32 protein-coding genes are annotated in these 25,499 nt (G+C 63.0%); 4 read left to right on the top strand and 28 right to left on the bottom strand.

Annotation, left to right across the window (positions count from 1 at the left end):
- The first annotated feature begins 17 nt into the window (after positions 1–17).
- Both ahcY and metF read left to right on the top strand, forming a co-directional pair.
- Positions 18–1,424, top strand: a complete 1,407-nt coding sequence (gene ahcY, locus ACFOMF_RS11360) for an adenosylhomocysteinase (RefSeq protein ID WP_386364857.1) — start codon at positions 18–20, stop codon at positions 1,422–1,424.
- A gap of 221 nt (positions 1,425–1,645) precedes the next feature.
- Positions 1,646–2,497, top strand: a complete 852-nt coding sequence (gene metF / locus ACFOMF_RS11355) for a methylenetetrahydrofolate reductase [NAD(P)H] (protein WP_386364855.1) — start codon at positions 1,646–1,648, stop codon at positions 2,495–2,497.
- 21 nt (positions 2,498–2,518) lie between these two features.
- Here the strand turns inward: metF and ACFOMF_RS11350 are convergent, their stop codons facing one another.
- The gene (locus ACFOMF_RS11350) at positions 2,519–2,647 is read right to left on the bottom strand and encodes a hypothetical protein (RefSeq protein WP_386364853.1); all 129 of its coding nucleotides are present in this window, start codon (positions 2,645–2,647) and stop codon (positions 2,519–2,521) included.
- A gap of 156 nt (positions 2,648–2,803) precedes the next feature.
- Between ACFOMF_RS11350 and ACFOMF_RS11345 the strand changes: the two genes are divergently transcribed.
- Positions 2,804–4,720 (top strand): DEAD/DEAH box helicase, encoded by a 1,917-nt coding sequence (locus tag ACFOMF_RS11345; protein WP_386364850.1) that lies wholly within the window; start codon positions 2,804–2,806, stop codon positions 4,718–4,720.
- 310 nt (positions 4,721–5,030) lie between these two features.
- Here ACFOMF_RS11345 and ACFOMF_RS11340 read toward each other — a convergent pair whose 3' ends face one another.
- The 11 genes from ACFOMF_RS11340 to ACFOMF_RS11290 all read right to left on the bottom strand — a co-directional run bounded on the left by ACFOMF_RS11340 (position 5,031) and on the right by ACFOMF_RS11290 (position 13,871).
- On the bottom strand, positions 5,031–5,573 hold the full coding sequence (locus ACFOMF_RS11340) for a flavodoxin (RefSeq protein ID WP_386364848.1): 543 nt from the start codon (positions 5,571–5,573) through the stop codon (positions 5,031–5,033).
- 185 nt (positions 5,574–5,758) lie between these two features.
- Entirely contained in the window at positions 5,759–7,099 is a 1,341-nt protein-coding gene (gene clpX, locus ACFOMF_RS11335; protein WP_386364846.1) for an ATP-dependent Clp protease ATP-binding subunit ClpX, read from the bottom strand.
- Positions 7,092–7,970, bottom strand: a complete 879-nt coding sequence (nifM, locus tag ACFOMF_RS11330) for a nitrogen fixation protein NifM (protein WP_386364844.1) — start codon at positions 7,968–7,970, stop codon at positions 7,092–7,094. Before nifM ends, clpX begins: the two co-directional genes overlap by 8 nt.
- A complete protein-coding gene (locus ACFOMF_RS11325; protein WP_386364842.1) occupies positions 7,963–8,433 on the bottom strand; it encodes a nitrogen fixation protein NifZ in 471 nt (156 codons plus the stop codon). The genes nifM and ACFOMF_RS11325 overlap by 8 nt, the downstream gene beginning before the upstream one ends.
- Before the next feature lie 14 nt (positions 8,434–8,447).
- Positions 8,448–8,795: a nitrogenase-stabilizing/protective protein NifW gene (nifW, locus tag ACFOMF_RS11320; protein WP_386364840.1), complete on the bottom strand. Its 348-nt coding sequence runs from the start codon at positions 8,793–8,795 to the stop codon at positions 8,448–8,450.
- Positions 8,792–9,331, bottom strand: coding sequence for a hypothetical protein (locus ACFOMF_RS11315; RefSeq protein ID WP_386364837.1), 540 nt, complete (start codon positions 9,329–9,331; stop codon positions 8,792–8,794). Before ACFOMF_RS11315 ends, nifW begins: the two co-directional genes overlap by 4 nt.
- Before the next feature lie 11 nt (positions 9,332–9,342).
- Positions 9,343–10,128, bottom strand: coding sequence for a serine O-acetyltransferase (gene cysE / locus ACFOMF_RS11310; protein WP_386364835.1), 786 nt, complete (start codon positions 10,126–10,128; stop codon positions 9,343–9,345).
- Complete coding sequence (nifV, locus tag ACFOMF_RS11305; RefSeq protein WP_386364833.1) at positions 10,125–11,282, bottom strand: homocitrate synthase; 1,158 nt, start codon at positions 11,280–11,282, stop codon at positions 10,125–10,127. The genes cysE and nifV overlap by 4 nt, the downstream gene beginning before the upstream one ends.
- Positions 11,283–11,311: 29 nt before the next feature.
- Positions 11,312–12,520, bottom strand: coding sequence for a cysteine desulfurase NifS (gene nifS / locus ACFOMF_RS11300; protein ID WP_386364831.1), 1,209 nt, complete (start codon positions 12,518–12,520; stop codon positions 11,312–11,314).
- A gap of 1 nt (position 12,521) precedes the next feature.
- Entirely contained in the window at positions 12,522–13,487 is a 966-nt protein-coding gene (gene nifU, locus ACFOMF_RS11295; RefSeq protein WP_386364828.1) for a Fe-S cluster assembly protein NifU, read from the bottom strand.
- 60 nt (positions 13,488–13,547) lie between these two features.
- On the bottom strand, positions 13,548–13,871 hold the full coding sequence (locus ACFOMF_RS11290) for a HesB/IscA family protein (RefSeq protein ID WP_386364826.1): 324 nt from the start codon (positions 13,869–13,871) through the stop codon (positions 13,548–13,550).
- A gap of 553 nt (positions 13,872–14,424) precedes the next feature.
- On the opposite strand from ACFOMF_RS11290, the gene ACFOMF_RS11285 reads away from it, so the two are divergent.
- The gene (locus ACFOMF_RS11285) at positions 14,425–14,643 is read left to right on the top strand and encodes a Nif11-like leader peptide family natural product precursor (RefSeq protein WP_386364824.1); all 219 of its coding nucleotides are present in this window, start codon (positions 14,425–14,427) and stop codon (positions 14,641–14,643) included.
- Positions 14,644–14,687: 44 nt separating this feature from the next.
- On the opposite strand, the gene ACFOMF_RS11280 is transcribed toward ACFOMF_RS11285, so the two are convergent.
- From ACFOMF_RS11280 to nifK, 16 genes are all read right to left on the bottom strand, one after another.
- Positions 14,688–15,110, bottom strand: coding sequence for a hypothetical protein (locus tag ACFOMF_RS11280; RefSeq protein WP_386364822.1), 423 nt, complete (start codon positions 15,108–15,110; stop codon positions 14,688–14,690).
- Entirely contained in the window at positions 15,107–15,853 is a 747-nt protein-coding gene (locus tag ACFOMF_RS11275; protein ID WP_386364820.1) for a Rossmann-like domain-containing protein, read from the bottom strand. The genes ACFOMF_RS11280 and ACFOMF_RS11275 overlap by 4 nt, the downstream gene beginning before the upstream one ends.
- Positions 15,850–16,221 (bottom strand): hypothetical protein, encoded by a 372-nt coding sequence (locus tag ACFOMF_RS11270; protein WP_386364818.1) that lies wholly within the window; start codon positions 16,219–16,221, stop codon positions 15,850–15,852. The genes ACFOMF_RS11275 and ACFOMF_RS11270 overlap by 4 nt, the downstream gene beginning before the upstream one ends.
- Entirely contained in the window at positions 16,221–16,721 is a 501-nt protein-coding gene (locus ACFOMF_RS11265) for a hypothetical protein (RefSeq protein WP_386364816.1), read from the bottom strand. The genes ACFOMF_RS11270 and ACFOMF_RS11265 overlap by 1 nt, the downstream gene beginning before the upstream one ends.
- Before the next feature lie 5 nt (positions 16,722–16,726).
- Entirely contained in the window at positions 16,727–17,047 is a 321-nt protein-coding gene (locus ACFOMF_RS11260; protein WP_386364814.1) for a (2Fe-2S) ferredoxin domain-containing protein, read from the bottom strand.
- A gap of 10 nt (positions 17,048–17,057) precedes the next feature.
- Positions 17,058–17,363: a ferredoxin III, nif-specific gene (gene fdxB / locus ACFOMF_RS11255; protein ID WP_386364812.1), complete on the bottom strand. Its 306-nt coding sequence runs from the start codon at positions 17,361–17,363 to the stop codon at positions 17,058–17,060.
- Between the two features lie 109 nt (positions 17,364–17,472).
- Complete coding sequence (locus tag ACFOMF_RS11250) at positions 17,473–17,682, bottom strand: CCE_0567 family metalloprotein (protein WP_386364809.1); 210 nt, start codon at positions 17,680–17,682, stop codon at positions 17,473–17,475.
- Positions 17,683–17,699: 17 nt separating this feature from the next.
- Positions 17,700–18,179, bottom strand: coding sequence for a NifX-associated nitrogen fixation protein (locus ACFOMF_RS11245; RefSeq protein ID WP_386364807.1), 480 nt, complete (start codon positions 18,177–18,179; stop codon positions 17,700–17,702).
- A 54-nt stretch (positions 18,180–18,233) separates the two neighbouring features.
- Positions 18,234–18,710 (bottom strand): NifB/NifX family molybdenum-iron cluster-binding protein, encoded by a 477-nt coding sequence (locus ACFOMF_RS11240; protein WP_386364805.1) that lies wholly within the window; start codon positions 18,708–18,710, stop codon positions 18,234–18,236.
- 3 nt (positions 18,711–18,713) lie between these two features.
- Entirely contained in the window at positions 18,714–20,090 is a 1,377-nt protein-coding gene (gene nifN / locus ACFOMF_RS11235; protein ID WP_386364803.1) for a nitrogenase iron-molybdenum cofactor biosynthesis protein NifN, read from the bottom strand.
- Positions 20,091–20,100: 10 nt separating this feature from the next.
- On the bottom strand, positions 20,101–21,522 hold the full coding sequence (gene nifE, locus ACFOMF_RS11230) for a nitrogenase iron-molybdenum cofactor biosynthesis protein NifE (protein ID WP_386365818.1): 1,422 nt from the start codon (positions 21,520–21,522) through the stop codon (positions 20,101–20,103).
- Between the two features lie 222 nt (positions 21,523–21,744).
- Complete coding sequence (locus tag ACFOMF_RS11225) at positions 21,745–22,479, bottom strand: 4Fe4S-binding leucine-rich repeat protein (protein ID WP_386364801.1); 735 nt, start codon at positions 22,477–22,479, stop codon at positions 21,745–21,747.
- Between the two features lie 6 nt (positions 22,480–22,485).
- On the bottom strand, positions 22,486–22,755 hold the full coding sequence (locus ACFOMF_RS11220; protein WP_386364799.1) for a DUF6129 family protein: 270 nt from the start codon (positions 22,753–22,755) through the stop codon (positions 22,486–22,488).
- Between the two features lie 9 nt (positions 22,756–22,764).
- Positions 22,765–23,520, bottom strand: a complete 756-nt coding sequence (locus ACFOMF_RS11215; RefSeq protein ID WP_386364797.1) for a dinitrogenase iron-molybdenum cofactor N-terminal domain-containing protein — start codon at positions 23,518–23,520, stop codon at positions 22,765–22,767.
- 36 nt (positions 23,521–23,556) lie between these two features.
- Positions 23,557–23,775 (bottom strand): putative nitrogen fixation protein NifT, encoded by a 219-nt coding sequence (gene nifT, locus ACFOMF_RS11210; protein WP_386364795.1) that lies wholly within the window; start codon positions 23,773–23,775, stop codon positions 23,557–23,559.
- A 103-nt stretch (positions 23,776–23,878) separates the two neighbouring features.
- Complete coding sequence (gene nifK, locus ACFOMF_RS11205; protein ID WP_386364793.1) at positions 23,879–25,450, bottom strand: nitrogenase molybdenum-iron protein subunit beta; 1,572 nt, start codon at positions 25,448–25,450, stop codon at positions 23,879–23,881.
- Between the last annotated feature and the right edge of the window lie 49 nt (positions 25,451–25,499).

The raw sequence follows: 25,499 nt of genomic DNA, 5'->3' as shown, positions 1-25,499 counted from the left end.
AATGGAGACACTCTTCAATGAGCGCTGTCATGACGCCTGCCGATTTCACCGACTACAAGGTCGCCGACATCTCCCTGGCCGCCTGGGGTCGCCGCGAGATCATCATCGCCGAGTCGGAAATGCCCGCGCTGATGGGCCTGCGCCAGAAGTACGCCGCCGAGCAGCCGCTGGCCGGGGCGAAGATCCTCGGCTGCATCCACATGACCATCCAGACCGCCGTACTGATCGAGACCCTGATCGCCCTGGGCGCCGAAGTCCGCTGGTCCAGCTGCAATATCTTCTCCACCCAGGATCAGGCCGCCGCCGCCATCGCCGCGGCCGGTGTCCCGGTGTTCGCCTGGAAGGGCGAGACCGAAGAAGAGTACGAGTGGTGCATCGAGCAGACCATCCTCAAGGGTGGCCAGCCGTGGGACGCCAATATGATCCTCGACGACGGCGGCGACCTGACCCAGATCCTGCATGACAAGTATCCGCAGGCCCTCGAGCGCATCCACGGCGTCACCGAGGAAACCACCACTGGCGTGCATCGCCTGATGGACATGTTGAAGGACGGCACCCTGAAAGTGCCGGCGATCAACGTCAATGACTCGGTCACCAAGAGCAAGAACGACAACAAGTACGGCTGCCGCCACAGCCTCAACGACGCCATCAAGCGCGCCACCGACCACCTGCTGTCCGGCAAGCAGGCGCTGGTGATCGGCTATGGCGACGTGGGCAAGGGCTCGGCGCAGTCCCTGCGCCAGGAAGGCATGATCGTCAAGGTCAGCGAAGTCGACCCGATCTGCGCCATGCAGGCCTGCATGGACGGCTTCGAGCTGGTGTCCCCGTACAAGGACGGCCTGAACGACGGCACCGACGGCTGCGTCGACACTGCCCTGCTGGGCAAGATCGACCTGATCGTCACCACCACCGGCAACGTCAACGTCTGTGATGCGCCCATGCTCAAAGGGCTGAAGAAGCGCGCCGTGGTGTGCAACATCGGTCACTTCGACAACGAGATCGACACCGCCTTCATGCGCGCCAGCTGGGGCTGGGAAGAGGTCAAGCCGCAGGTGCACAAGATCCACCGCACCGGCAAGACTGTCGACCCGGCCAATGACGACTACCTGATCCTGCTCGCCGAAGGCCGGCTGGTGAACCTGGGCAACGCCACCGGCCACCCCAGCCGGATCATGGACGGCTCCTTCGCCAACCAGGTGCTGGCGCAGATCCACCTCTACAACGAGAAATTCGCCGACCTGCCGGTATCCGAGAAGAGCGTCCACGTCACCGTCATGGTCTTGCCGAAAAAGCTCGACGAAGAAGTCGCGGCCGAGATGGTCAAGGGCTTCGGGGGCGTCCTGACCCGCCTGACCCCGAAGCAGGCCGACTACATCGGCGTCGAGGTGGAAGGGCCGTTCAAGCCCGACAGCTATCGCTATTGATGCGTAGGATGGAAAACGCAAAGCGCTTTTCCACCTGGCCGAGCGTCTGGTGGAAAGGGCCTGCAGCCGTTTCCACCCTACCCAAGCCGCAGGCGGCCAGAGGCTGAAGCGGGACGACAGGGCAGCGCCATGCTGCCGTCTCGTTCCCTCCTGGTCTCTGGCCGCCCGCGATAAGAAGGTTACGGGCAGACTTTCGCCCGACTGCTTCTCTGGATTCGCCCATGAGCACATCCCCTCGCCCTTCCATCAGCTTCGAGTTCTTTCCGACCAAGACCGAAGCCGGGCATGAAAAACTGATTGCCACGGCCCGTCGGCTGGCCGAGCACCAACCGGATTTCTTCTCCTGCACCTATGGTGCCGGAGGGTCCACGCGCGACCGTACCCTCAACACCGTGCTCCAGCTCGATGGGGAGGTGAAGGTTCCCACCGCGCCGCATCTGTCCTGTGTCGGAGACACCCGCGAGGAGTTGCGCCAGCTGCTCGAAACCTATCGCCAGGCCGGCATACGCCGCATCGTTGCCCTGCGCGGCGACCTGCCTTCTGGCATGGGCATGGCAAGCGGCGAGCTGCGCTACGCCAACGAGCTGGTGGAGTTCATCCGCAGCGAAACCGGGGATCACTTCCACATCGAGGTCGCCGCCTATCCGGAAATGCATCCCCAGGCCCGCAACCTCGAGCAGGACCTGGCCAACTTCGCCCGCAAGGCGAACGCCGGGGCCGACAGCGCGATCACCCAGTACTTCTTCAATGCCGACAGCTACTTCTACTTTGTCGAGCGCGTGCGCAAGCTGGGCGTGGAGATCCCGGTGGTACCAGGCATCATGCCGATCACCAACTACAGCAAGCTCGCCCGGTTTTCCGACGCCTGCGGCGCCGAACTGCCGCGCTGGGTACGCAAGCAGCTGGAGGCCTACGCCGATGATATCGACAGCATCCAGGCGTTCGGCGAACAAGTGATCACCGAGATGTGCGAACGCCTGCTGGCCGGCGGCGCGCCAGGACTGCACTTCTATACGCTGAACCAGGCCGAAGCTAGCCTGGCGATCTGGAACAACCTGGGCCTCTCGCGCTGAAACCTTTTGCCGGGTTTTCATTCAGTGCTTGGCAAAGCGGGCATAGCCGTGCAGTATCAGCGCCTTCACTCCTTGTGCGGCTGCCGGCCCGCTACCCTTGCGGTTGAACCAGGCAGCCCGGGGAGTGTCGTAATATCGCGGGGTTGACACACTCTGTTATACTCCGCACTCCCGCCAGGCTTGCGCCCGGATGCCGCCAATTCTTGAGTCAGCGGCACGACCGGACGGGACAGTGCCCAGAGGCACGCACATCCAGCCAGGCATGATCGTCCCTGGGCCCAACGCCCCCATAAGACAGGATCTCGCATGTCCTTTGCTTCCCTCGGTCTCTCCGAGGCTTTAGCCGGTGCCGTCGAGGCTGCCGGCTACACCCAGCCTACCCCTGTGCAACAGCGGGCCATTCCCGCCGTGTTGCAACGACGCGACCTCATGGTCGCCGCCCAGACGGGCACCGGCAAGACCGGTGGCTTCGCGCTGCCCGTCCTCGAATTACTGTTTCCCGGCGGTCACCCTGACCGGGCCCAGCGCCATGGCCCTCGCCAGGCGCGGGTCCTGGTGCTGACCCCGACCCGCGAGCTGGCCGCCCAGGTACACGACAGTTTCCAGCTCTATGCCCGTGACCTGCCACTGGCCAGCGCCTGCATCTTCGGCGGCGTGGGCGTCAACCCACAGGTGCAACTGCTCTCCAAGGGCGTCGACGTGCTGGTCGCCTGCCCAGGCCGCCTGCTGGATCTGGCCGGCCAAGGCGCCGTGGATCTCTCCCATGTAGAGATCCTGGTGCTCGATGAAGCCGACCGTATGCTCGACATGGGTTTCATTCACGATGTGAAGAAGGTACTGGCGAAACTGCCGGCCAAGCGCCAGAACCTGTTGTTCTCCGCCACCTTCTCCCAGGACATCATCAATCTTGCCGGCAAGCTCCTGCACGAGCCCGAGCGCATCGAGGTGACCCCGGCCAATACCACGGTGGAGCGCATCGAGCAGCGCGTCTATCGCCTGCCCGCCGCCCACAAACGCGCCCTGCTGGCTCATCTGGTGACCCAGGGTGCATGGGAACAGGTGCTGGTCTTCACCCGTACCAAACACGGTGCCAACCGCCTCGCCGAGTATCTCGAGAAGCAAGGCCTGACCGCCGCGGCCATCCATGGCAACAAGAGCCAGAATGCCCGGACACGTGCCCTGGCAGACTTCAAGGACGGTAGCGTTCGGGTACTCGTAGCCACCGACATCGCCGCTCGCGGGCTGGATATCGACCAGTTGCCCCACGTGGTCAACTACGAACTTCCGAACGTCGAGGAAGACTATGTCCACCGTATCGGCCGTACCGGTCGGGCCGGACGCAGCGGCGAAGCCATTTCGCTGGTGGCGCCGGACGAGGAGAAACTGCTGCGCAACATCGAGCGCCTGACTCGCCAGCAGATCGCCGATGGCGACTCGCTGGGCTTCGACCCAACCACCCTGGAAGCCGAGCCCAAGGAAAATCGCCCGCCGCGTGGCGAAACCAGCGTACCGAGAGAAAGCCGCGAGCGCCGCCCCAACGGGCGACAGGGAAAGCCGGCAGCCAAGTCCAAGCCTGCCAGCGAAGCCGCTGGCGAGAGCGGGGGCGAACCAGGCGCGAAAAGCAAACGCCGCAATCGCCGGGGCAAAAGCAAGGGCGCCCAGGCCTCCGGGGCCACAGATGCACCCCTCTTGAAGGTGAGCGAAACGTTGTCGCCTGCTATTCCGCTCGATCGCGCGCCTGACGAGTTTCTCGATGACGAAGTGGATAACTTCGGCAACAGCGTCGATTACGTCAGCCCTTATCAGAACCAGAAAGGCAAGGACCGTGGCCGCCGTCCCGCCGCTGGCGCCACCCCTGCCGCCAGTGCCGCGGTACCGACGCGACGCCGCAACGGACAGGCGCAAGCTCAGGGCCAGGCTCAGGGAGCGGCCAATGGCAAGCGTCCAGCCAAGGCCCGCAACGGCCAGTCGCAGGCTGGCGGCCAGGGTCGCTCCGGAGGTCCGCGGCGCCCGCGTGGCGAAGAGCGTCAGCTGACCCCCTTCGAGTCCACCGGACGCAAGGACACGGCAGCACCCAGCACGCGCCAGCCTGTGATCGTGCGCAAGGAGTCCAAGCTGGACCGGCTGCCCAGCCTGGAGCAACTGGAGCAACTCGAACAGCTGGACCGTCAGCCCGGACGCAATCGCAGTGAAAAACCCGCGTTGCTGACGCGCAACCACTGATGTCCTCGACGGTCCGCCCCGGGCCGTCACTGTCGCCAGCGGCCAGGCTTCATCCGGAAGGATGGTCGGGCCGCAAGCGGCACCTCTCTGCTTGAACGCCTCCGACAGGGCTCCGGCACGGAGCGGTCGGAACAGTCTCGAGCACTACCCTTTACCTGCGCGTTCCTGAGCCGCCTTGGCCACGTTCGGCCTGCGGATTGCTAGTGGGCAGTGCGTAGTAGAAGACGGAAAAGATGAAGGATGCCGTTGACCGCGTGGCTGCGCACGCCGGAAGAGGGGCCCCCGGGTATGGCCCGGGGCCGGGTGCAGCTCAGACGGTAAGGTCGAAATCCGCGGCGATCAGCTTCAGCCAGGCGCTCAAGCGCTCTTCGGTCAGGTTGCTCTGGTTGTCCAGATCCAGCGCCAGTCCGACGAACTTGCCATCGACCACAGCTTCGGAATGTTCGAACTCGTAGCCCTCGGTGGGCCAGGCACCCACGACCTTGCCACCGCGCTCGACAACGAAATCATGAAGCTCTTTCATTGCGTCGAGAAACTCATCGGGGTAACCCACCTGGTCGCCCAGGCCATACAGGGCGACGGTCTTGCCGGAAAAGTCGGCACTTTCCAGCTGGGGCAGAAACTCTTCCCAGCTTTCGTTCTCGCAATCGGCCGACAGGCCAGGGAGCTCACCCTCGCCGAGGGTCGGGGTGCCGAGTATCAGGAACTGGTACTTGGCGATGTCGTCGGGCGTGGCCTTGTTGACGTTCATCGGGTCCGCGATCGTTTCTTCGTCGAAGCGCTTCTTGATCATCTTCGCGACTTTGCGGGTTTTACCGGTGTTGGTGCCGAAGAAAAGTCCAATCCTGGCCATAATCAACCTCTGGCTGCGTGTAGTCGTAGTCGGGTTGCCAGCGGCTTGCGCCAGGCTGGCTCCTGAGGGTAGAGCAAGAGGCAGGCCACCCGCGAATGGCTAGTTAACCTATTGTTTTACAAAGACTATTCTTGTAGCGACGACCAAGCTGTCGCAAAACGGACAGCTGACACCGTCGATTGATGTCATCTTTGCGACAGCTCGGCGGTCAGCTTGGCCTGGGCAGTACTCTCCTCCGGGGACGGCATGGAGAAAGACGCATCGTCCTCATCACCGGGCTCGGCGATACGAGTCGCCACCGTCAGGCGCTGCACACCGCCTTCCTGCTCAGCCAGATCCAGTGTGCAGGCCCGCAGGCCAGGCATCGACGGCATATCGAACATGGTCTTTTGCAGCGCGCCTTCGAGCACCGCTCGCAGCCCCCGCGCACCCGTCTTGCGCGTCAACGCCTGGTCGGCGATGTAGTCCAGCGCCGCATCGGTGATTTCCAGGGTCACGCCCTGGTAAGCGAACAGTTGCTTGTACTGCTTCACCAGCGCGTTGCGCGGCTCGGTGAGAATCCGCAGCAAGGTGGCGTGATCCAGTTCCTGAAGAAAGGTAATGATCGGGAAGCGACCGATGAATTCGGGAATCAGGCCGAATTCATGCAGGTCGTCAGGCAACAGCGAGGACAGCAGTTCGTTGATGCTGGGAGCTTTCTGTTTTGGCGCGGTATGGAAACCGATGCTGGTGTCCTTGGGTTGCAGACGTGACGAAACCAGCGCCTCAAGACCCGGAAAGGCTCCGCCGGCGATGAACAGGATGTTGCGGGTGTCGATCACCTGCTCCTCGTTCTGCTCGTTGCGCCGCCCGGACTTGCTGATGCGCATCTCGCTGCCTTCGACCATCTTCAGCAACGCCTGCTGGACGCCCTCGCCGGAGATGTCCCGCACCGCGGTACCTCCCCCGCTGCGGCGGGCAAGCTTGTCCACCTCGTCGATGTAAACGATACCCCACTGGGCCTGCTGGACATCGCCGTCGGCCGCATCGAGCAATCGGGCGATGATGCTGTCCACATCGTCGCCAACGTAGCCGGCCTGGGTCAGGGTGGTCGCATCCGCCGAGGCAAAGGGCACCCCGAGGATCCTGGCCAGGGTGCGCACCAGCAGCGTCTTGCCGGTGCCCGAAGGGCCCGCCATGAGGATGTTTGATTTCTCCAGCTCAACCTCTTCGCTCAGGTGGCACACCGGATCGCGATCGCAGTTGAGCAGGCGCAGGTAATGGTTGTACACGGCGACCGACAGGGTCTCCTTGGCCTCCTCCTGGCCGATGACCGATTCGTCCAGATGTTTCTTGTACTCGGCCGGAGTACGCAACTGCGGGGCGAGCTCCTGGCTTTTGCGCCGCTGGCCCCAACTGTTGACCACCTGATGGGCGAGTTTTACGCAGGCTTCGCAGATGCGACCGTCATTGCCGGCGATCAGCGGTACCGTTGCGCTTTTTTCCGCGCCACAGAACGAGCAGCAGGGGTTCTCGGTATCAGCCATGGGCCAGTTCCTCCAAAGGTGCGGATTTTTCCAGCAGGGTTTCCAGCCATTGCCGCTGGCGTGCCTGGCGCTGCCGCGACTGCAGCCAGTCCCGTAGCCGCGGCAGTACCTCTTCGAGCGGCATGCGCCCGCTCGGGGTAATGGCCTCGCAGAGCATCAGGTGAAAGCCCATCGGCGACTCGACCGTCGGGCTGATCTCGCCCTCTTTGAGTCCGAACAGACAATCTTCCAGCTGCGGGTAAAGGGTCCCCCGCTTGACGTCCCCCAGGGTCCCGCCCTGCAACGACGTAGGGCATTCCGAATGCTTCATTGCCTGCTCGGCGAAACGTTCGGGCTTGTTGCCCAGTCGGTGGGCGATGGCCTGGATACGGGTACGGGACGCCTCGCGGGTGTTCTCGGGAAATTCCGGGTTGATCGTCAGCAGGATATGCCGGGCGCGACGGGTTTCCGGCCGATCGAACTGCTCGATGTGGCTGAAGTAGTAGAGGCTGACATCGGTATCGCTGATTTCGGGTGCCCCGGTGCTGATGCGCTCCAGCACTGCCTCGACCTTGAGCTCGCGAGCCAGCAGGTTGCTGACCCCTTCGACATCCAGCCCCTGGTGCTCCAGGGCCATGGACAGGGCTGCCTCGTCCTCGTAGCGTTCTCCGATGCTCTTCCAGGCATGGCGGACCTGCGACTCGGGAATGACCACCCCGATGGCCTCGGGGCTGCGCAACACCGCCTCTTCGATCTCGAGCTGGCGGGCCACGATGCGTTCGGCCTGTTTCTGCTGTTTATCGTCTAGCGCCCGAGGTTCGCAGCCGAAGCGGTCAAGCGATACCCGCAGCAGCCGGTAGCGGCGTTCCGGACCTGCCGTCTGCTCACTCATGGTCTACCCCCGCCGCTGCCGCATCGACCATCGCCAGGCTCGGCTCGGGAATCTGCAGGATACGTCCGTCACTGAAGTGCACGTGGTATTGCACACCGTCGGGCAGATCACGCAGGACCTTCTCGATGGTGCCGACCTGGCCTCGTTCGACCACCACCTCGCCCCCGATGGCGAAACTGCGCAGCGCAACGACCTTGTCACGAAACTCGAACAGGTTGGGCACCCAGGGATCGGAAGCCAGGATCAGCTCCTCCTCCCTGCAGCCAACCGTGCGAGCGTCATCGATGAAATGAACGCGATAGATCAATTGGTCCTGAAGATAGGTACCGACGTCGTAAACACACCCCACCGCGCCGCGCCGGATGAGCAACTCCCCGACTTCCTTTCCCGGATAGGTGCCGTCGTTACGTACGTTGCGGATCAGTCGAACCGACTCGCCATACTCGAATTGCGGCTGGGTCATCTGTTACCTCCCGCTCAGCCAAGCAGTTGGTCAAGGGGCACGAAGGTGCTCTGCGGATCATTGCGCTTGAACACCTTCAGGACCTTTTCCGTTTGCGCGTCGGAGTTGACGAAGTCGCTGTAGGCGCGCACCAGCAGTTGTCGGTAGACCGCGGCGCGCGGCTCGTCGGCGAGCTCTTCAAGGTCAGGCGCCTGGCTCAGATAGTCGTGGTACCGCTGCATGATGTGGAGCCGATTGATATGCACCACGGTCTGGTCGAACGGCACATCGAAGAACTCGAGAAAGTCCTCGGCCGAGACCAGATCCTCCATGGCGTCATCCAGAGACAGGTCGGATTCCGGGGAAAAGCGTTGTACGGTCATGGTCGTATCTCCGCGGTAGCCGCAGTTGGGAAGGTAAAGATTTGCGCGTTGTGGCCCGCCAGCACTTCTAGAAGCAACCTGGCACCGAGCCGGTTGTCCGCGTCCAGCTCGACCACTTTCAACAGCATGGTCTTGCCCTGTTCGAAGCGGCCCATGCGCAGGCTCAGGTAGCCCCCGCCCTTGAGCGCCAGCAGATAGAAGCGCAACAGGCCGAAGCCGCGCTCGGCCGCATCCACCAGATGATCACCGGTGATGTCTCCCCAGTACGGCGGCAAGCCGATCCGCGGGGCGACGATGTCCATCACTCGCTGCGCGACGCCAAGTGCATCGGCGTAACGGTGCTGGTAGTAGTAAAAGCGATACAGCCCGACCAGTACCGTGAGGTTTTCAGGTGCAAGGGCCTGCGCCTGGAGCAGTGGCGCTTCTGCGGTACCCTGGCTGTACTGGTCGCTGGCAGTATCGAGGCAGGCGGCCACCTCGGGAGCCAGAGGCTCATCGAAATAGAGGCCGCTGCCGTCGAAATCCTGTAGATCCATGTCCGGTCTCCTCAGTCCAGCAGGTTGCCGACACGCCGCGGTTCGACTGAGCCTGAGGAAGCGGCTCCGCCCGAGCAGTCGGTTTCACAGATGCTGTTGTCGACGCTGCAGCCGAGAAAGTACTGTTGCTGGCTACCGGCCGGGACCAGGCCACCCGCCTCCAGCTTCTTTTCCAGACCGTCGATGCGATCGAGCAGGCAGGCGATGGCCTTGCCTACGGGATCGGGGATCAGGTGATGATCGAGGTCGATGCCATAGGGGTTGACCGTGCCGGCCTCCCGCAGCTTGACCACCTTGCCGGGAATGCCCACCACCGTGCAGCTGTCCGGCACATCGGCCACCACCACGGAATTGGCCCCGACCCGTGCGTTGTTGCCTACTGTGATAGGTCCGAGCACCTTGGCCCCCGCGCCGACCAGAACGCCGTCACCCAGCGTCGGGTGGCGCTTGCCCTTGCGCCAGCTGGTGCCGCCCAACGTTACCCCGTGGTAAAGGGTCACGTCCCGCCCGACCTCGGCGGTTTCGCCGATCACCACGCAGGCACCGTGATCGATAAAGAAACGCGGTCCGATCGTTGCCCCGGGGTGGATGTCGACATTGCTCACCAGGCGCGCGATGAAGGACAGCAACCGGGCGGCGTAGCGCCATTGCCGCCGCCAGAGCCGGTTACTCAGGCGATAGAGGAGGATTGCATGCACGCCCGGGTAGGTGGTCAGCACCTCGAAGGTGGTCCTTGCCGCTGGGTCACGCTCGAACACGCAGCGGATGTCGTCACGCCATTCCGATAGAAGACTCATGCAATACCTCCTGCAGCCAGCGCGTGGGGCGAGGTCTGCTCGCACAACTGGCGGTAGAAATCCTGCAAATCGGCGGACTGCGGACTGCGCTTGTTACAGGTCGAAAAGAGACGAATACGGCCCAGCAGTAGCTGGCTCTGCACCTCGTCCAGCTCGATCCCCAGCGCCAGGTAGCTCGATCGCACCATATGCGCACCCGAGTGCTTGCCCAGGACGAGGCTGTGACTGCGCCCGACCTCATCGGGATTGAGGCCTTCGTAGTTGCCGCGGTACTTGAGCAAGCCATCGACGTGGATGCCCGCCTCGTGGGTGAAAACACCCGCCCCGACAACGCTTTTCTGCCAGGCCACCTGGCGGCCCGAGGCTTTTTCCACCAGAGCCGAGATGGCCGGAATACCCAGCGTATCGATGCCGGTGTCGATGCCGTGGAGTTGCTTCAGGGCCAGGACGCATTCTTCCAGCGGCGCGTTGCCGGCTCGCTCGCCGAGCCCGTTGACCGTGGTATTGATATGGCTGGCGCCCCCCTTCACCGCAGCCAAGGTATTGGCCGTGGCGAGACCGAAATCGTCGTGGGCATGGACTTCCAGCTCCATGTCCAGACGCTGGCGCAAGAAGCTGAACCGGTCGAACATGGCGAACGGTTCCATGATGCCCACCGTGTCGGCGAAGCGCAGGCGGCGTGCCCCGGCCGCCTGGGCCACTTCCGCCACCCGCACGACAAACTCCAGGTCGGCCCGCGAGGCATCCTCGCAGCCCAGGCACACCTCGAAGCCCGCCATGCGCGCCTCGCTGACCAAGCGCGCCACTTCGAGCAGGGCCCAGTCGCGATCCTTGGCCAGCTTGTGGCGCAGCATCAGATCCGACACCGGCAGCGAGAGGTCCAGCATGTGTGCCCCTGAAGCCCGTGCCGCCTGCAGATCGATGTCACACAGACGACACCAGGCCAGGAGTCGCGAGGGGAGTTTCAGCGAGGCGATGGCGCGCATCACCTCCTGCTCTTCGTCCCCCATGCTGGGAATACCGATCTCCAGCTCCGGCACGCCCAGCGCCGCCAGGGCACGAGCGATGGCGATCTTTTCATCCGCGTTGAAGGCGACGCCGGCACTCTGTTCGCCGTCGCGCAGGGTCGTGTCGTCGATGGTCACCGTGCTCATGTTTGATCCCCCATGCGGGTTGGAGAGACTCAGGCGTAGACCGGGGCGAACTCCTTGCCAGGCTCCTCGACGGGGCCGTCGCCTTTCCAGTACGGCGACATCTTGCGCAGCTGCGCGACGATCGGCGGCACTTCGCGGATCACGTGGTCGACCTCTTCTTCGGTGGTGTAGCGCGACAGCGAGAAGCGAACCGTGCCGTGAGCGGCGGTGTAGGGAATGTCCATGGCCCGCATCACGTGGGAAGGCTCGAGCGAACCGGAGGTGCAGGCCGACCCGCTGGAGGCGGCAATGCCCACCTTGTTCAGCAGCAGCAGGATGGCCTCGCCTTCGATGTATTCGAAGGCAATGTTCGCCGTGTTCGGCAGGCGGTTGTCGGGGTCACCGGTCACGAAGGCGTAAGGCACGGCGGCGAGGATGCCGGCTTCGAGCTTGTCACGCAGGCGCTTGACCTCGGTGTTCTCATGTTCCATGAACTGCATCGCGCGCTCGCAAGCCACACCGAGGCCGACGACAGAGGCGGCATTCTCGGTACCGGCACGACGACCGCGCTCCTGGTGACCACCGCGCAGCAGCGGACGGAAGCGCGTACCCCGGCGCAGGTAGAGCACGCCGATGCCCTTGGGCGCGTGCAACTTGTGGCCCGACAGCGAAAGCATATGAATCGAGCTGTTCTTCAGATCGATCGGCACCTTGCCCACCGCCTGCACCGCGTCGGTATGGAACTGGATACCGGCCTCATCGGCCATCCGCGCCATCTCTTCCACCGGGAACAGCGTGCCGGTCTCGTTGTTCGCCCACATCACCGACACCAGTGCCACGTCGTCGGTCAGCAGGGCGGCATAGGCTTCCAGGTCGAGTCGGCCCTTCTTGTCCACTTCCAGCTTGTGGATGGTGTAACCCTCGCCCGCGAGATAATCGCAGAGGGTCAGCACGGCCGGATGCTCGACCGTGGTGGTGATCACCGTCTTGCGCTCAGGTTGAGCCTTGAGCGCCGAGAGGATCGCGGTCGAGTCCGCCTCGGTGCCGCAGGAGGTAAAGATGATCTCGGAGTCATGCTCGGCACCGAGCAGTTTCTGCACACTCTGGCGGGCCTTCTTCAAAGCACCGCCAACCTTGCTGCCAAAGCTGTGCAGCGAGGAGGGGTTGCCGAACTGCTCGGTGAAGAAAGGAAGCATGGCCTCGACGACTTCGTCATCGACGCGGGTGGTGGCGTTGTTGTCGAGATATACGTTCAGCATGTCACACCCCTGCGAGTTGTGCGTGGGCTGGAGAGCTCACCGGAATGACCTTGACGAATTCACCGAGCTCCTCGATGAGCCGTTGCTGGATACCGCTGAGGGTCATGCTGGCCATCTGGCACCCGGTGCAGGCACCGGTCAGCTTGACGTAGACGTTCTTGCCATCGACATCCAGCAGCTCGACGTCACCGTTGTCGCGCTGCAGGGTTGGCCTGATCGACTCGAGCACGGTTTCGATGCGGCGGATACGCTGCAGGTTGGTCATCTTCGGCGCAGCGGCGACAGCTGGCGCGGGCGCAGCCTCGGGCGCCGACGCGGCAGGAGCGGACGCATCAAGCGGCACGATCTTCTTCTTTGCCGCCTTGGCCTTAGTGCCAGCAGGGACAAAGATCTCGCCGCGCGCGGCCAGCTCCTCGGTGAGCACTTCTTCGATCTTCTCGTGGCAGGCCGAACAGCCGCCACCCGCCTTGGTGAAGTTGGTCACATCTTCGATGCTGGACAGCCGGTTGGCGCGTATGGTCTCGCGAACCATCACGTCGTCGATGGCGAAGCACTTGCAGATCAGCGCGCCCTCTTCGTGATCGTCTTCGATCTCTTCGCCACGGTAGTTGGCCACGGCGGCCTGCAGCGCTTCACGTCCCATGACCGAGCAGTGCATCTTTTCCGGAGGCAGGCCGTCGAGAAAGTCGGCAATATCCTGATTACTGATCTTCAGCGCCTCATCGACAGTAAGCCCCTTGACCATCTCGGTCAGTGCCGAAGACGACGCGATGGCCGAGCCACAGCCAAAGGTCTGGAAACCCGCGTCGAGAATGATGTCGGTGGCCGGGTCGACTTTAAGGGTCAGCCGCAACGCATCGCCGCAGCTCAGCGAGCCCACGTCGCCGACGGCATTGGCCTCCTCCACTGCCCCAGCGTTCTTGGGGTTGTAGAAATGTTCCTTAACTTTTTCCGAGTAATCCCACATGACGGCTTGTCTCCCGATAAGTCTGAAGGGGGTGCCGGGCGCTCCGGCAACCTCAGGGTGCTAGCAGGCGAAGGACTTGCCGCAGCCGCAGCTGTTGCTGGCGTTAGGGTTGGTAAAGGTGAAGCCGCTGCCTTCCATGCTTTCGACGAAGTCCATGGTCACGCCGGTCAGCAGGGGAGCGCTGGTCTCATCCACCAGCAGGGTGATCCCGCCGCAGTCGACAGACTGGTCGCCATCGCTGCCGGCTTCTTCAAGCTTGAGGCTGTACTTGAGGCCGGAGCAGCCGCCGCCCTCGACCCGGATCCGCAAGCCTGCGACCGGCTTGTCCAGGCTGGTCATGAAGCGGTTGACGGCCGCCATTGCACTGTCTGTCAGGGTAATCATCGGCATGTCTCCTAGGCTGGTGGCTGCTGAGCAACCTGTGACTAGGCTGGTGCAACCGCCATGCCACACCCTCCCTTCATGACAAACCGCCCGGAGATCAACGGGTTGGGACTATCCACTGGCTGTAGTAGCTGTCATGAACGAGACCTGCCTGGGTTCAATGTCGCCTTTAGTACAAAGTCGGGGCCCGACCGCGGCGACAAAGTCAGGCGCTCGGCCTGTCCAGCCCGGACGACTCGCTAATTGACGAGGTCCCTTTGCCCTTCTCCTAGGTGCAAGGGGCCTGACCGCCTGTCAGCTTTGTACCTCCAGTCGGGCATTTGTCGGCTTCCGAACAATTAGATTCTATCTAACTAGTTGATAGTTAAGCTTTTTTATTGGCACCGAGGTTGCACGTAGGCTTGGCCAGGCCTAACGAGGCGGTACGCACGGAACGGGATGACCCAGGCAGGCAAGCGGGACGGCGAAGCTATGCCCAGCGTCCTCCTGCGTTATCCGAGAGCCTGCGGATGTCCTCCGGCCCGGCATTCCCTAACAGATAGAGACCAGCCGCATGTCCATTAAAGAAATCAAAGCCTTTTCGGAAAAGGCCCGCGCCGATGAAGCCCTGGGTGAGCAACTGAAAGCGTGCCAGAAGGTACGGGAGATGATCGGTCTCGCCCGTGACCAGGGATTCGAGATCCAGGAGGACTCGCTCTATCCGCCGAACGAGCCTCAGTTCACCGAGGACCAGCTGTCAGAGCGCCTGATCAAGGCTTTGCTGCGCGCCTGATCCACTGCGGGAGCCGCCACAGACGTGCCGGCTTCCGACCTGACTCAGCCGATCAGCACCTCATAGGCCCGGCGCAGGACTTCCCGGTCGAGCCAGGGCATGCCAACGCTCTGCGGCAGCTGAATCCAGCGGGTCCGCGGCGGCGGTTCGACAAGATCGTAGCCAGGTAATGCCGCCAGGTAGATGGCAACGAGTTCCCCCGGCGTTTCCATATGCAGGTGAAAGGCGTCGACCCATTCCAGGTCGACGTTGACCCCAAGCATTCCCTGCAATTCACGCAGGGCCATCGCAGGGTGGCTCTGGACGACCGGCCCCTGTTCGGATTCCGACACGACCGCCAAGCGCGGTAACGCCCGTGGCAGCAGGACACCGCCTTGCTCCGGCACCAGAAAGTGCAGGCGCGCACTGACAGGATGTTTGTGACAAAGCAGCACGCGCCAGGCGGCCGCCGGATCGTTACGGGTCATGCCGTGAACTCCAGCAAGGCATATTCGACAGGGCCTTGGAACAGTCGTGTTCCACCGCCCTCGGCAATAACCTGGCGCGCCGCAACGGGATCGAGTACGCGGACGCCGGCCAGGTAATCGACGCCATAGGCTTGCCAACCGGCAAGCCAAGGCAGGCTCGGCCCCATCAGTACCACCTGAGCATGGGCGGACAGTTCGAGGAGCCGGGGCAATGTCTTGTTCAGCAGGCTGCTGGCAGTGAGAAACACCCAGTCGGCCTGGGGAAGCAGGTACTCGGCTGCCGTGTCAGGCAAATCCTGTTCCCCCGGACGGCGTTCCAGGCAGGAATAGGGCAGGTCATGCCACAGCCTGTCCAGGCCAGGGTACCGGCCTATGACTACCACCCTTCTGCCCTGCAGGCGCGAGCGGAAATGGGCGAAAACCGCCAACTGTCCGGGTACGTCCAGCTGCAGCGCGCGCGCCTCGTCGAGACAGCCCGCCATGCGGTGGCTGGCATTGAAGACCGCCAACCCCACGGCAGCCTCGGCTTCGTTCCAAGAGAGGAGCCAGGGCCGCAGCCTGTCGCTGCCCTGCCCCCTGAGCGTCCCAGACCAGGGCAGCGTCCGGGGTGCCTGACTCGGACTGAAGGCAAAGCCCATACGCCCTGCCACAACCGCCGAGGTCCAGGAGAGCCCCATGGTTACCTCATCGACAGGGGCAACCGAGCTGGCCTCGGCCAGCAGCCAGTCGTACAGCGGCGTCATTCGGCGAGCGCCGGTAGCAAACGAAGCTCGCTTTTCAAGGCGCCGGGGTTGCCCCATGCGGTCACCGCCTCGACCACCCACCCGGCCTTGCCCGGGTGCGCCGCGAGCACGTCGAATTCCGCGAAGAGCATGTCGCTGGCATAGACCAGCACCGTTCCCAGCAACCCGCCCGATCCGCTGCGCCACTCGAGATACAGCCCGAGGCTGTGATCGAAGGGATCTTCGCGCAACTCGCTCCGCGTAGGTTCGATCCGATCCGGCAACGGGGAACTGAGCCCGGCCTGCCGCAGGCAGGCATCCATTTCGTCCCAGAGTTCTTCCATGAGTCCCTGCGTCTGCTCGAGACGCACTTGCAGTGTCGAGCGCATCAGGCTGCATCCTCGAAAAACGAACGGGCGATGTAGAGGAAGGCGCCACCGCCAATCTCATCGGACGGATCGAGCTCGTGCAATTTTTCAAGCACGCTGCGCGCTTGAAGGACCTTTTCCCGACGCAACCGGATCACACCAAGGGCCTTGAGGCTGAACAGAAAAAGCCGTTCTGCACCCTGCCGCCTGCTCCAGTCGGCCGACCCGGGTCCCAGCCGCCGGTAGTTCCGCTCGAATCCGCCCACGCGAGCCGCCGATCGCATCGCCTGCCAGACCGCCGCCTCCGCTTCAGGGTAGCGCTTGGCCACAAAGTAGAACTTGTAGAGCCCGATATGCGCATCAGGCTGCTCCGGCCACCGCTCCCTGGCCTCCAGCAGCAACGCCTCCACCGACTCGGGGGTTTCGGCACACAGGGCGTTATTCAACAGATAGCGCAGCGCCGCCGGTGTGTCACCGGAAAAGAACGCACGCCCCGAATCGAACAGCAGCACTTCTGCCATGGCTGTTACCAGAGCTCCGCAGGCGTGGCTTTGTCGGCAAAGATCTCACCGGCAAGCATGCTCTTGACGATGGCCACTGCATCCTCGTTCTCCACCCAGCTGTACATCTGTGAGCCAGGATAGATCAGCACGTTGGCGCCGGCCTGGCAGGGGCCGATGCAGCCCGTGCGGGTCAGTGCCACCCGGTTGTTCAGGTTGTTCTGGATCAGCACCTGGGCAAAGGCGTCAAACAGCCGGTCGGCGCCCTTGGCACCACAGCTGCCCCGTGGGTGACCCTCCGGACGATGCTGACCGCAGACGAAGATATGAAATTCGGGCTTGGCCATGATGTTCTCCTCAGCCCGCCAGGGCTTCATGGGTGTGGCACTGCTTGGGGCAGACCCTGGCGCAGGACACACATCCGATGCAGTCAAGTCCGTCATCCTTGATGGTCATCACCATCATTTCGTCGTCCTCGTCGTAGAAATCATCTTCGTCCGGGTCGATGAGGCTCGCGCGCTCCACCAGGGTGAAGACGTCACGCGGACAGACCTTGTAGCAGCGACCGCAGCCGATGCAGCTCTGCGGATCCAGCGCGGTGACGAATTCGGGGATCCATTCGGCTCCCCCTCGGGTAAGCCCGGTTATCTTGGCATTGGCCATGGGTTTTCTCCTTCGCACCACCTACGGCGTGGCGCAGCGCTAACGGTATGTGTCGGCGGGCTTGAAGCCCGCTCTCTTTGATCCTGTCGCCTCGCCAGGCCAGTGCCCGTCAGGCGCCCCCCGCTTCTTCCAGCCGTGCCTTGGCGCTGGCCCAGTCGCGGCAGGCCTGGTGGGTCTGGCGCGCCAGCTCCGGCAGGGTGTCGTAATCAGTCAGGAGACGATCCTCCACAAGGTCATGAATCTGCGATGCCCACTCGGTGGCAATGCGCTTCTTCTGGCTGACGTCCTTTTTCAGTGCCTTCAGTTCGTCTTCGCTCATGATTCCCCCCTCTTGCCTCAGATCTCTGCGACGAGACGATGCTCGTTGACCAATGCAGTGGCCTTGCCCATCAGTTTCTGCGCCTCTGCGCTCATGGCCTCGAGCGACTCGAAGCCGAAGCGATGGACGTCACGCAAGGTCTTGTCCAGGGCGACCAGCTTGCCGACCACGATCAGGGCGCGACCGAAGCCTTCGTGACCAATGTTGATCACCGGCACCGCCATCAGCCCGGTTTCCCGCTCGATCAGTTGCGCCAGCGCGTTGTAGAAGGCCTTGACGCGCGACAGGGTGGTCTCGTCCGGGTCGCCCACAACGGGGATGGCGCGACGGCGCTCCTTGGTCAACACCAGGGGATCCAGCACCTTGGCATCGCTCCAGGTGTCGTAGGTGCCATAGCCATCCATGGCCCGCAGCTGGATGATCATCTGCCGGACGATCGGATCCTGAAGGGCCTTGTCGTCATCCTGGACAACCTGTTGGATTTGCTCTTCGTACATGTCGTAGCCCTCGTTGAGAATTTGTGGATGTCTGAGTAGCTGGCAGTCGAGGCGTCACTCTTCCCAGCAGTCGGAAGCCATGCTGTCGAAACGACGGCTGTCGGGACCCTGGCTGCGCCTGATCGCCTTGGCTAGCCAGGTCGACGGGCCCTCGTTGAGCTCGGCCTGGAGGGTCTCGATCAGCTCATCGATCCGCACGGCCTCGACCACCTTCACCGGCTGCACCCCGATGGCCAGCAGCTGGCGCACCGCCGAGGCGCCACAGGCGCGGCAGTACACGGCGATGCAGCCTTCAAGCAGCGCGAGCTTGTGAGCCAGCTTGTCTTCATCGCCGTCCTGGTCGAGCTCACCAAACTCGATGACCGATAGCAGCAGGGCACGCTCGGGATTCACGCCATAGATCGAAAAGGACCGGGACGAACCGAAATGCTGGTCCACCGATTCGCGGTCCGAGCTTGCGAAGGCGACTTTCAGCAGCGTGCCGTCGTCGCCGTCGGCCATGACCTGAAGTTGTCGGGTCGGGCTGGGCATTGACTAGTGCCTCCGTAGCGGCTGTTCATCAACCGGCTTCTGCGCATAGATCGAGTGATAGGCCTGGATACCCTGGTGGTGCTCGACCAGCAGGTTGGCCATGTCGAACAGTGCCTGCCTGGTGGCGCGGTACCCGCACCAGCAGCGCTGGAAACCGCCGAGCAGGTCGTATTGGGGAAAGCCCATGCGCAGCAGCGGAACACCCATGCGCTGGGCACAGGCCAGGGCGTGGCTGTTGCCCAGTATCAGTTGTGCCTGGCCGGTCCCCGCGGCGGCTTCCAGATCCTCGAGATCGCCAATCTGTATGCAGTCGAGCGGCGACTCGGCGAGCGACGTGGCGCGGGCGGGCACCACCGCGGCGACGGTTTTCGCGCCCATGCCTCGCAACAGGCTGTCGAACCCCAGCAGCAGATCGGGATCCGCCGCAATCGCGACCCGCGAATCGCCGAGCATGAAGTGCGTGTCGAGCATGGCGTCCTGCAGTTGCCGACGCTGACGCTGCCAGCGCTCGGGGACCGCCTGGCCGCTGATTTCCGCCAGCGCCATCATCCAGGCGTCCACCGCATCGAGGCCGATCAGCAGGCCAAAACGACGGTCGGGTACACCGGTACGCGCCGCCAGGGCGTCAGCCGCCGCCGCCAGGCTCTGACCAACCACCAGGGTAGCCGCGCTCTGGCCGGCACAGCGCAACTCTTCAACCTCCAGGCCGCCGGTGGTGAGAGGGTTGAACCGGGCGTCATCCAGATGCCCGTCGAGCGATCCGGACAGGTCAGGGATGAGCAAGGGCCTGAGGCCGAAGCTCTCGATACTTTCGGCGATGAACTCCAGGTCGCCGGGGGTGAGGTTGGCGCCACAGAGGACATTGACCTGGCGAGGGCGCTGGCCGACACGGGTACGATCCTCAGGCACCAGCGTGTCGATGATCGCCTTGACCGTGGTGGCGAAGCCGCTCTCGAAACTGCCGGAGAAATCCGGGGTGTGGACCGGGACGATGGCCACGTGGTCGAACTCGTCGTACTCCCGGCGAAAATCGTGGATCGCCCGGGCCATGTCGCATCCCTGGGTCTCGGCCAGTCCGGTGCTGACCAGCCCGATCACTGCCGGCTCCTGCTTTTCACAGATGGTCTTGAGCGCCTCGACAATATTGTCATCGGCGCCCATCACCGAACTCACCTGGTCCATGGCAGTGGTCTGCAGCGGCACGGGCTCGCGGAAGTGACGCACGAAGAACACCTTGGCAAAGGCCGTGCAGCCCGCTGAACCATGCATCAGCGGCATCGCCCGGCGCATGCCCAGAAAGGCCAGCGCACCCCCCATGGTCTGGCTGGCCTTCAGCGGGCTGACAGCCAGAGCCTTCTTGCGATTGAGTATCTCGGCCATGCGCGTCTCCTCAACCCCGGGCAGCTTGCAGCGGATGGGCGACCGAGGCGTCGGCCCTGACCTCCCAGGGCGCCGGCCGGCGCACGGCTTCCCACACCGGGCTCTCCAGCGTCAGGCAAAGCTGGCGCACCAGCTCGAGCATGCCGTCATAGCCGGCGTAGCCGAATTCCCGCTCCTGGTTGATATCGAGAAAGGGAATCCGTCCCTTGAGCGCGGTGTACATGTTGCGCCCCCCCGCGATGAGGATGTCGGCGCGGTACTCCTCTACGGTCTTCAGCAGCACCCGCGGATTACCCTCGTCGAGCATCTTGACGTCGTCGCCCATCAGTTCGCGGATGCGCGCCTTGTCTTCCTCGGTCGACTTCTTGGTACCGGTGGCCACCACCTTCATGCCCAGATCCTGCAGGGCGGAGATCACTGACCAGGATTTCACCCCCCCGGTATAGAGCAGTACGCGCTTGCCCTGGAGGCGCTCGCGCCACGGCTCGAGCGCCTGCCGGATACGGCTTTCCTCTCGTTCGATCAACGCCTCGGTGCGCGTGGTCAGGTCGTCGTCACCGATCAGCCGGGCGAAATCCCGGAGCGACTGGGAGGTATCTGTGATGCCGTAGAAGCTGCCCTCGAACCAGGGCGTGCCGAAGCGCTCCTGCAACTTGCGCGCGACGTTCAGCATGGCCTTGGAACACACCATCATGTTCACCTCGGCGGCGTGCATGGACTGCACCTCGCGGAACCGCGCATCCCCGGAGAGTGTGCAGAGCACTCGCAGGCCCAGCTCGTCAAGCAGTGGCAGGACGTGCCAGAACTCGCCAGCGATGTTGTATTCGCCGATCAGGTTGACGTCATGCACGCGAATGCCTTCTCGCTCGCTGCTCGACGGCAGCGGATCAGGGTCGCGGGTACCTATCACATGCTTGACCATGGCGTCGCCGGCAATGCGGTTACCCAGGTTCTTGGTCCCGTAGAAGCCGGCAGCGTCCACCGGCACCACAGGCGTATCGAAGTGTTCGCTGGCCGCCTTGCAGATGGCATCGATATCGTCGCCAATCAGCGCCGGCACGCAGGTGTTGTAGACAAATACCGCGGGCGGCGAATAGGACGCAATTGCCTGCTTGATGGCATGAAACAGACGTTTTTCGGCCTGCCCCATGATCACGTCCTGTTCGGTGAGATCGGTGGTCATCCCGATCCGGTACAACTCCGGCCCGCTGGAACGAGTGCCGCGGTTGTCCCAGGAGCTACCGGCGCAGGCGATGGGCCCGTGAACGATATGGGCGACGTCTGCAATAGGCAGCAAGGCGATCTGCGCACCGTCGAAGGCGCAACCGCCGTCAGTGGCGCCGGGCTTGGGCTTGGCACAACCGGATTTCTCCTTCTTGTTGTGTTCGCAGGCCGGCTCGTCCATCAGCTCGGCAATTTCCTTGGCTTTCATCGCGTACCCCTCTCGTTCGTCGGTGTCGCATACGATGAGCAGCTGCAAGGCCTATACCATCGACCAATACATTGATTTAAAAGGCCTTTCTAACCGAACGGATTGTCGTAAAGCGCTCGCCCTGTCAGCTTTAGGACATGGACTTGCGCAAGGGCGAGGGACGCCGCGATATCCACGCAGCAAAAAGCCGCCCGCAGGCGGCCTTGTGAAACCTCTCTGGGCTCAGCCGAGCGCGAGTCGCTCCTCAATGGCCCGGCGCACCTCGGGGTCTGGGTCGTCCAGCCGCGTGATGGCCTCTAGCGGCGCGTTTTCCACGGCGGCCAGGCGCACCGTCCAGTCCGGATCGGTCAAGAGCTGCACAACGTCCTCGCCCTGCAGCCTGGAAGCGACAATGCGGCGGATTTCGGGCTCTGGGTCATGCGCCATGAGGCCGAGGCTTTCCTCGGGCAGCCGCTTGGCAACGAATTTGCGGACCTGGCGATCCTCATCGCGCATGAAGCGGAACAAGCGTCCCGGCGCGATGCGCTGGACCACGTAGGCGCGCACCAGATAGTCACGGTCGCTTGCCATCTGTTCAAGCTGCTCGAGCGGCAGCCGATCGGCAACGGTGATCCGCACCTCGCGATCCTCATCGAACATCAGCGGTGACAGTTGCTCACGGGGCAACCGGTAGGCGACGGCGCGCCGGACCACCTCGTCGGGGTCGCGGATCAGCGCCGTCAAGGTATCGACCGGAGCGTAGCGCACGGCGATCGCGCGGCGTTCCCAGAACGGATCGGCCAGGTACTGAACGGCGAGCTGAGGATTGTTACGGAAGAATCGGTCGATCTGCCTGCCGCTTTCTACCCGGACACAGCTATCGGCCGGCGTACAGCGCCCCGCCAGCAGCAGGTTGATCCGGTACGCGCATTTGCGGCAATCGCCTACCGGGGTGGTATCCTCGCCTCGATCTTGCATGGTACCTCAATCCTCGATGATTTCGGCCAGGACCACCCCTGACGCGATGTCGGGGTCATTGGTCAGTGTCGAGCAATGGTTGGCGGAGTTGACCAGATAGACGTTGAACCCGGCTCGCTCCGCGTAGGGCTTGGCGTTGACCGACACATCGTCGTCCATGCAGGTGTTGAAGTGGACACCTGGGTAGGCGGCACGAAGCCTGGTCAGCAATGTCTCGTCCAGGGACGCCTGCTCGACCGTACGGATGACTTCATCGAGTTGCGCTTGGTTGATCATGGCGGTTCCTCATGAGCAGTGATTACTGGTGAAACGGACACGCTCGTCTGGCTTGACGCCCATGGCCTTGGCCAGCCAGGGCGGCGGGGCGGTGGCGAGTACGCGCTGCAACTCGCCGACGATCTCGCGGGCAAAAAGCGGTGCAGGAAGTTTGACTGGGTGCACACCCGCACGAATGACCTTGGCGGCGGCAGGCCCGCCGATGCTCAGCGTATAGAGCAGTTGGCAGTCGGCAATCAGCAGCGCCCGGCAACCGTGGCGATCGCCATCCTCGGGACAGGGCCCAGGCTCGCGGATGTCGATGAGCCGGCTTTCGCGAGGAGATATCTGGTAGATCAGAAAGCGTGCGCAAGTGCTGAAGATCCCATCGAGGCTCTCGCCATTGTCGGATGAGCAGGCAATCCTCACCGAGTCGGGCAACTCGCCATCACGATAGGGTACAGGGGTGGGCAGGGGCGCCTCGGGCATGCTGACCCCCCTCCCCTTTAGCAGTCCGAGGGCACTCTGCAGCTGTCGCTCGGTCAGCGCGAGGGGCAAGTCTTCGCCGGCGGCGTCGAGCAGCCGAGCCCTGAGTCTCGACGCGCGTAGCTTGGCCAGGCGCGTTTCGGTTATGGGCTCACCAACCGCCGCGATGACTGCACGTAGCAGCCTGGCGGTATCGACGTCACGCAACGCGCGTGCTGCCAGGGCGATGCGCAATGCCAGGTGGGCAGGCAGACGCGCCTGCCGGTGGGTTGATCGGGTGGCCGCGGAAGGGCGAGACATGTGCGATCCCTCCTAAGTGCGTTGCACCTTCTACATTCAGGCTTCGCTGACTCGCTTGGCGCGGAGCGTAATGGGCAGATGCGGCTCGGGGACAGGCTCGAGAAAATAGATCGAACCATCGGCCAGGGTCACTTCACCGCCCCATTGCTCCGGCGAATCGTGCTCCATGGAAACGATGATTTCTTCCAGATCCTTTTTCGGCACGTAGAAGGTCAGCTGACCCTGTGGGTTACGGCGGATCATCACGCTGGGCATGGGAATCTCTCCAAACGGGTGCGCCGGTGATCAAGACGCTGACCACCAAGCGTAATGCCGGAGCGGCAGGAGCCGCTCCGGCGAGTACCAACAACAGCTGGACTTAGCGAACCAGGTCGTAGTTGTAGTCGGTGGTCTGCATGCCGCGGGTTTCTTCGTCGAGGCGCTCGAGGATCGCGTTGACGATGGTGGTCAGCATCTGCATGGCGCCTTCGTAGCCCAGGGTGGTCTGGCGGTGCAGGTGGTGACGGTCGAAGATCGGGAAACCGAGACGGATCAGCGGTACCTCGAACTCCTTGCCCTTGTGCAAAGTGTCGCGCTGGATGAACTTGCCGTAGCTGTTGCCGATCATGAAGTCCGGCTTGTTGGTGAACACCAGCGAACGCATGTGCCAGAGGTCCTTGCCGATATAGACAGTGCAGTTCTGACCATACGGAGACTCGGCGAGGATCGCGTCCAGAGCTTTCTTCCAGCGCTTGTTGCCGTTGTTGGCGAGGATGTGGGTCGGCTCGGCACCCAGCTCCAGCAGGAACTTGGCCATGCCCATGACGAAGTCAGGATCGCCCCAAAGGGCAAACTTCTTGCCATGCATCCAGGTGTGGGAGTCGGTCATCATGTCGACCAGGCGACCACGTTCCTTGGTCAGGCTCTCGGGGATCGGCCGACCGCTGACTTCGCTGACTTTCATCAGGAATTCGTCGGTCCAGTCCAGGCCCATCGGGATGCTGAGCTTCGGTACTTCCTGCTTCCAGGTGCCTTCGACCAGTTTCTTGGTCTTTTCCAGCTGCCAGGGTTGCAGCAGGAGGGTGGTGATGGCGTTCGGCGCGTCCTTCATCTCTTCCTGAGTGGTGCCGCCCGAATACATGCGGAAGTGGCCGTCAGCCGGGGTATCCAGCACTTCTTCCGGATCGGAGAGGAAGCTGTAGTCGACACCCATTTCCGACATCATGCGCTTGATGACGCGGAAGTTGCCCAGGTAAGTCTCAAAACCTGGAACCACGTTCACCTTCTTGTTGCTGCCCACTACCTTGCTGTCCATGTCTTTCAAGGTGAAGTAACGGGCGATACCTTCGAACATGTTGTCCCAGCCAGTCACATGGCTGCCGACAAAGCTCGGAGTATGGGCGAAGGGCACCGGGTACTCGTCGGGAATGTACCCATCTTTCTTGGTGTTGTTGATGAACGCGTTGAGGTCGTCACCGATGACCTCGGCCATGCAGGTGGTGGACACGGCGATCATGTCGGGCTTGTAGGTTTCCCGGCAGTTCTGCAGGCCGTCCTTCATGTTCTGCTGGCCACCGAATACCGCGGCGTCTTCAGTCATGGAGTCCGAAACACAGGAGATCGGCTCTTTGAAGTGACGGTTGAAGTAGGTACGGAAGTACGCCACGCAACCTTGCGACCCGTGCACATAGGGCATGGTGTTCTCGAAGCCCAGGGCGCAGAGCACCGAGCCCAGCGGCTGGCAGGCCTTGGCCGGGTTGACGGTCAGGGCCTCGCGCTGGAAGTTCAGCTCCTGATATTCCAGGGTAGTGGTCCACTGGAAGACTTCGTCGATCTTTTCCTGGGAATGCTTTTCCTCGAAGCCATCGCGCTTCTTGGCAAGCATCTCCTTGTATTCATCGTCGCGGAACAGCGGGTAGCTCGGCTTGATATTATCGACTTGCTGGCTCATGACTTTCTCCTTCGCCTCACTTATCTGTGAACGGCGATAACGGATGTCG

Origin of the sequence: Stutzerimonas tarimensis (genome assembly GCF_042648805.1) — a bacterium.
Lineage (GTDB): Bacteria > Pseudomonadota > Gammaproteobacteria > Pseudomonadales > Pseudomonadaceae > Azomonas > Azomonas tarimensis.
This window is presented reverse-complemented; position numbering and strand designations above follow the sequence as displayed.

What these genes read in the sequence shown, in the direction of transcription:
- ahcY (WP_386364857.1), top strand. Translation starts at nt 18, where the DNA reads ATGAGCGCTGTCATGACGCCTGCCGATTTCACCGACTACAAGGTCGCC.
- metF (WP_386364855.1), top strand. Translation starts at nt 1,646, where the DNA reads ATGAGCACATCCCCTCGCCCTTCCATCAGCTTCGAGTTCTTTCCGACC.
- ACFOMF_RS11345 (WP_386364850.1), top strand. Translation starts at nt 2,804, where the DNA reads ATGTCCTTTGCTTCCCTCGGTCTCTCCGAGGCTTTAGCCGGTGCCGTC.
- ACFOMF_RS11340 (WP_386364848.1), bottom strand. Translation starts at nt 5,573, where the DNA reads ATGGCCAGGATTGGACTTTTCTTCGGCACCAACACCGGTAAAACCCGC.
- clpX (WP_386364846.1), bottom strand. Translation starts at nt 7,099, where the DNA reads ATGGCTGATACCGAGAACCCCTGCTGCTCGTTCTGTGGCGCGGAAAAA.
- nifM (WP_386364844.1), bottom strand. Translation starts at nt 7,970, where the DNA reads ATGAGTGAGCAGACGGCAGGTCCGGAACGCCGCTACCGGCTGCTGCGG.
- ACFOMF_RS11325 (WP_386364842.1), bottom strand. Translation starts at nt 8,433, where the DNA reads ATGACCCAGCCGCAATTCGAGTATGGCGAGTCGGTTCGACTGATCCGC.
- nifW (WP_386364840.1), bottom strand. Translation starts at nt 8,795, where the DNA reads ATGACCGTACAACGCTTTTCCCCGGAATCCGACCTGTCTCTGGATGAC.
- ACFOMF_RS11315 (WP_386364837.1), bottom strand. Translation starts at nt 9,331, where the DNA reads ATGGATCTACAGGATTTCGACGGCAGCGGCCTCTATTTCGATGAGCCT.
- cysE (WP_386364835.1), bottom strand. Translation starts at nt 10,128, where the DNA reads ATGAGTCTTCTATCGGAATGGCGTGACGACATCCGCTGCGTGTTCGAG.
- nifV (WP_386364833.1), bottom strand. Translation starts at nt 11,282, where the DNA reads ATGAGCACGGTGACCATCGACGACACGACCCTGCGCGACGGCGAACAG.
- nifS (WP_386364831.1), bottom strand. Translation starts at nt 12,520, where the DNA reads ATGCTGAACGTATATCTCGACAACAACGCCACCACCCGCGTCGATGAC.
- nifU (WP_386364828.1), bottom strand. Translation starts at nt 13,487, where the DNA reads ATGTGGGATTACTCGGAAAAAGTTAAGGAACATTTCTACAACCCCAAG.
- ACFOMF_RS11290 (WP_386364826.1), bottom strand. Translation starts at nt 13,871, where the DNA reads ATGATTACCCTGACAGACAGTGCAATGGCGGCCGTCAACCGCTTCATG.
- ACFOMF_RS11285 (WP_386364824.1), top strand. Translation starts at nt 14,425, where the DNA reads ATGTCCATTAAAGAAATCAAAGCCTTTTCGGAAAAGGCCCGCGCCGAT.
- ACFOMF_RS11280 (WP_386364822.1), bottom strand. Translation starts at nt 15,110, where the DNA reads ATGACCCGTAACGATCCGGCGGCCGCCTGGCGCGTGCTGCTTTGTCAC.
- ACFOMF_RS11275 (WP_386364820.1), bottom strand. Translation starts at nt 15,853, where the DNA reads ATGACGCCGCTGTACGACTGGCTGCTGGCCGAGGCCAGCTCGGTTGCC.
- ACFOMF_RS11270 (WP_386364818.1), bottom strand. Translation starts at nt 16,221, where the DNA reads ATGCGCTCGACACTGCAAGTGCGTCTCGAGCAGACGCAGGGACTCATG.
- ACFOMF_RS11265 (WP_386364816.1), bottom strand. Translation starts at nt 16,721, where the DNA reads ATGGCAGAAGTGCTGCTGTTCGATTCGGGGCGTGCGTTCTTTTCCGGT.
- ACFOMF_RS11260 (WP_386364814.1), bottom strand. Translation starts at nt 17,047, where the DNA reads ATGGCCAAGCCCGAATTTCATATCTTCGTCTGCGGTCAGCATCGTCCG.
- fdxB (WP_386364812.1), bottom strand. Translation starts at nt 17,363, where the DNA reads ATGGCCAATGCCAAGATAACCGGGCTTACCCGAGGGGGAGCCGAATGG.
- ACFOMF_RS11250 (WP_386364809.1), bottom strand. Translation starts at nt 17,682, where the DNA reads ATGAGCGAAGACGAACTGAAGGCACTGAAAAAGGACGTCAGCCAGAAG.
- ACFOMF_RS11245 (WP_386364807.1), bottom strand. Translation starts at nt 18,179, where the DNA reads ATGTACGAAGAGCAAATCCAACAGGTTGTCCAGGATGACGACAAGGCC.
- ACFOMF_RS11240 (WP_386364805.1), bottom strand. Translation starts at nt 18,710, where the DNA reads ATGCCCAGCCCGACCCGACAACTTCAGGTCATGGCCGACGGCGACGAC.
- nifN (WP_386364803.1), bottom strand. Translation starts at nt 20,090, where the DNA reads ATGGCCGAGATACTCAATCGCAAGAAGGCTCTGGCTGTCAGCCCGCTG.
- nifE (WP_386365818.1), bottom strand. Translation starts at nt 21,522, where the DNA reads ATGAAAGCCAAGGAAATTGCCGAGCTGATGGACGAGCCGGCCTGCGAA.
- ACFOMF_RS11225 (WP_386364801.1), bottom strand. Translation starts at nt 22,479, where the DNA reads ATGCAAGATCGAGGCGAGGATACCACCCCGGTAGGCGATTGCCGCAAA.
- ACFOMF_RS11220 (WP_386364799.1), bottom strand. Translation starts at nt 22,755, where the DNA reads ATGATCAACCAAGCGCAACTCGATGAAGTCATCCGTACGGTCGAGCAG.
- ACFOMF_RS11215 (WP_386364797.1), bottom strand. Translation starts at nt 23,520, where the DNA reads ATGTCTCGCCCTTCCGCGGCCACCCGATCAACCCACCGGCAGGCGCGT.
- nifT (WP_386364795.1), bottom strand. Translation starts at nt 23,775, where the DNA reads ATGCCCAGCGTGATGATCCGCCGTAACCCACAGGGTCAGCTGACCTTC.
- nifK (WP_386364793.1), bottom strand. Translation starts at nt 25,450, where the DNA reads ATGAGCCAGCAAGTCGATAATATCAAGCCGAGCTACCCGCTGTTCCGC.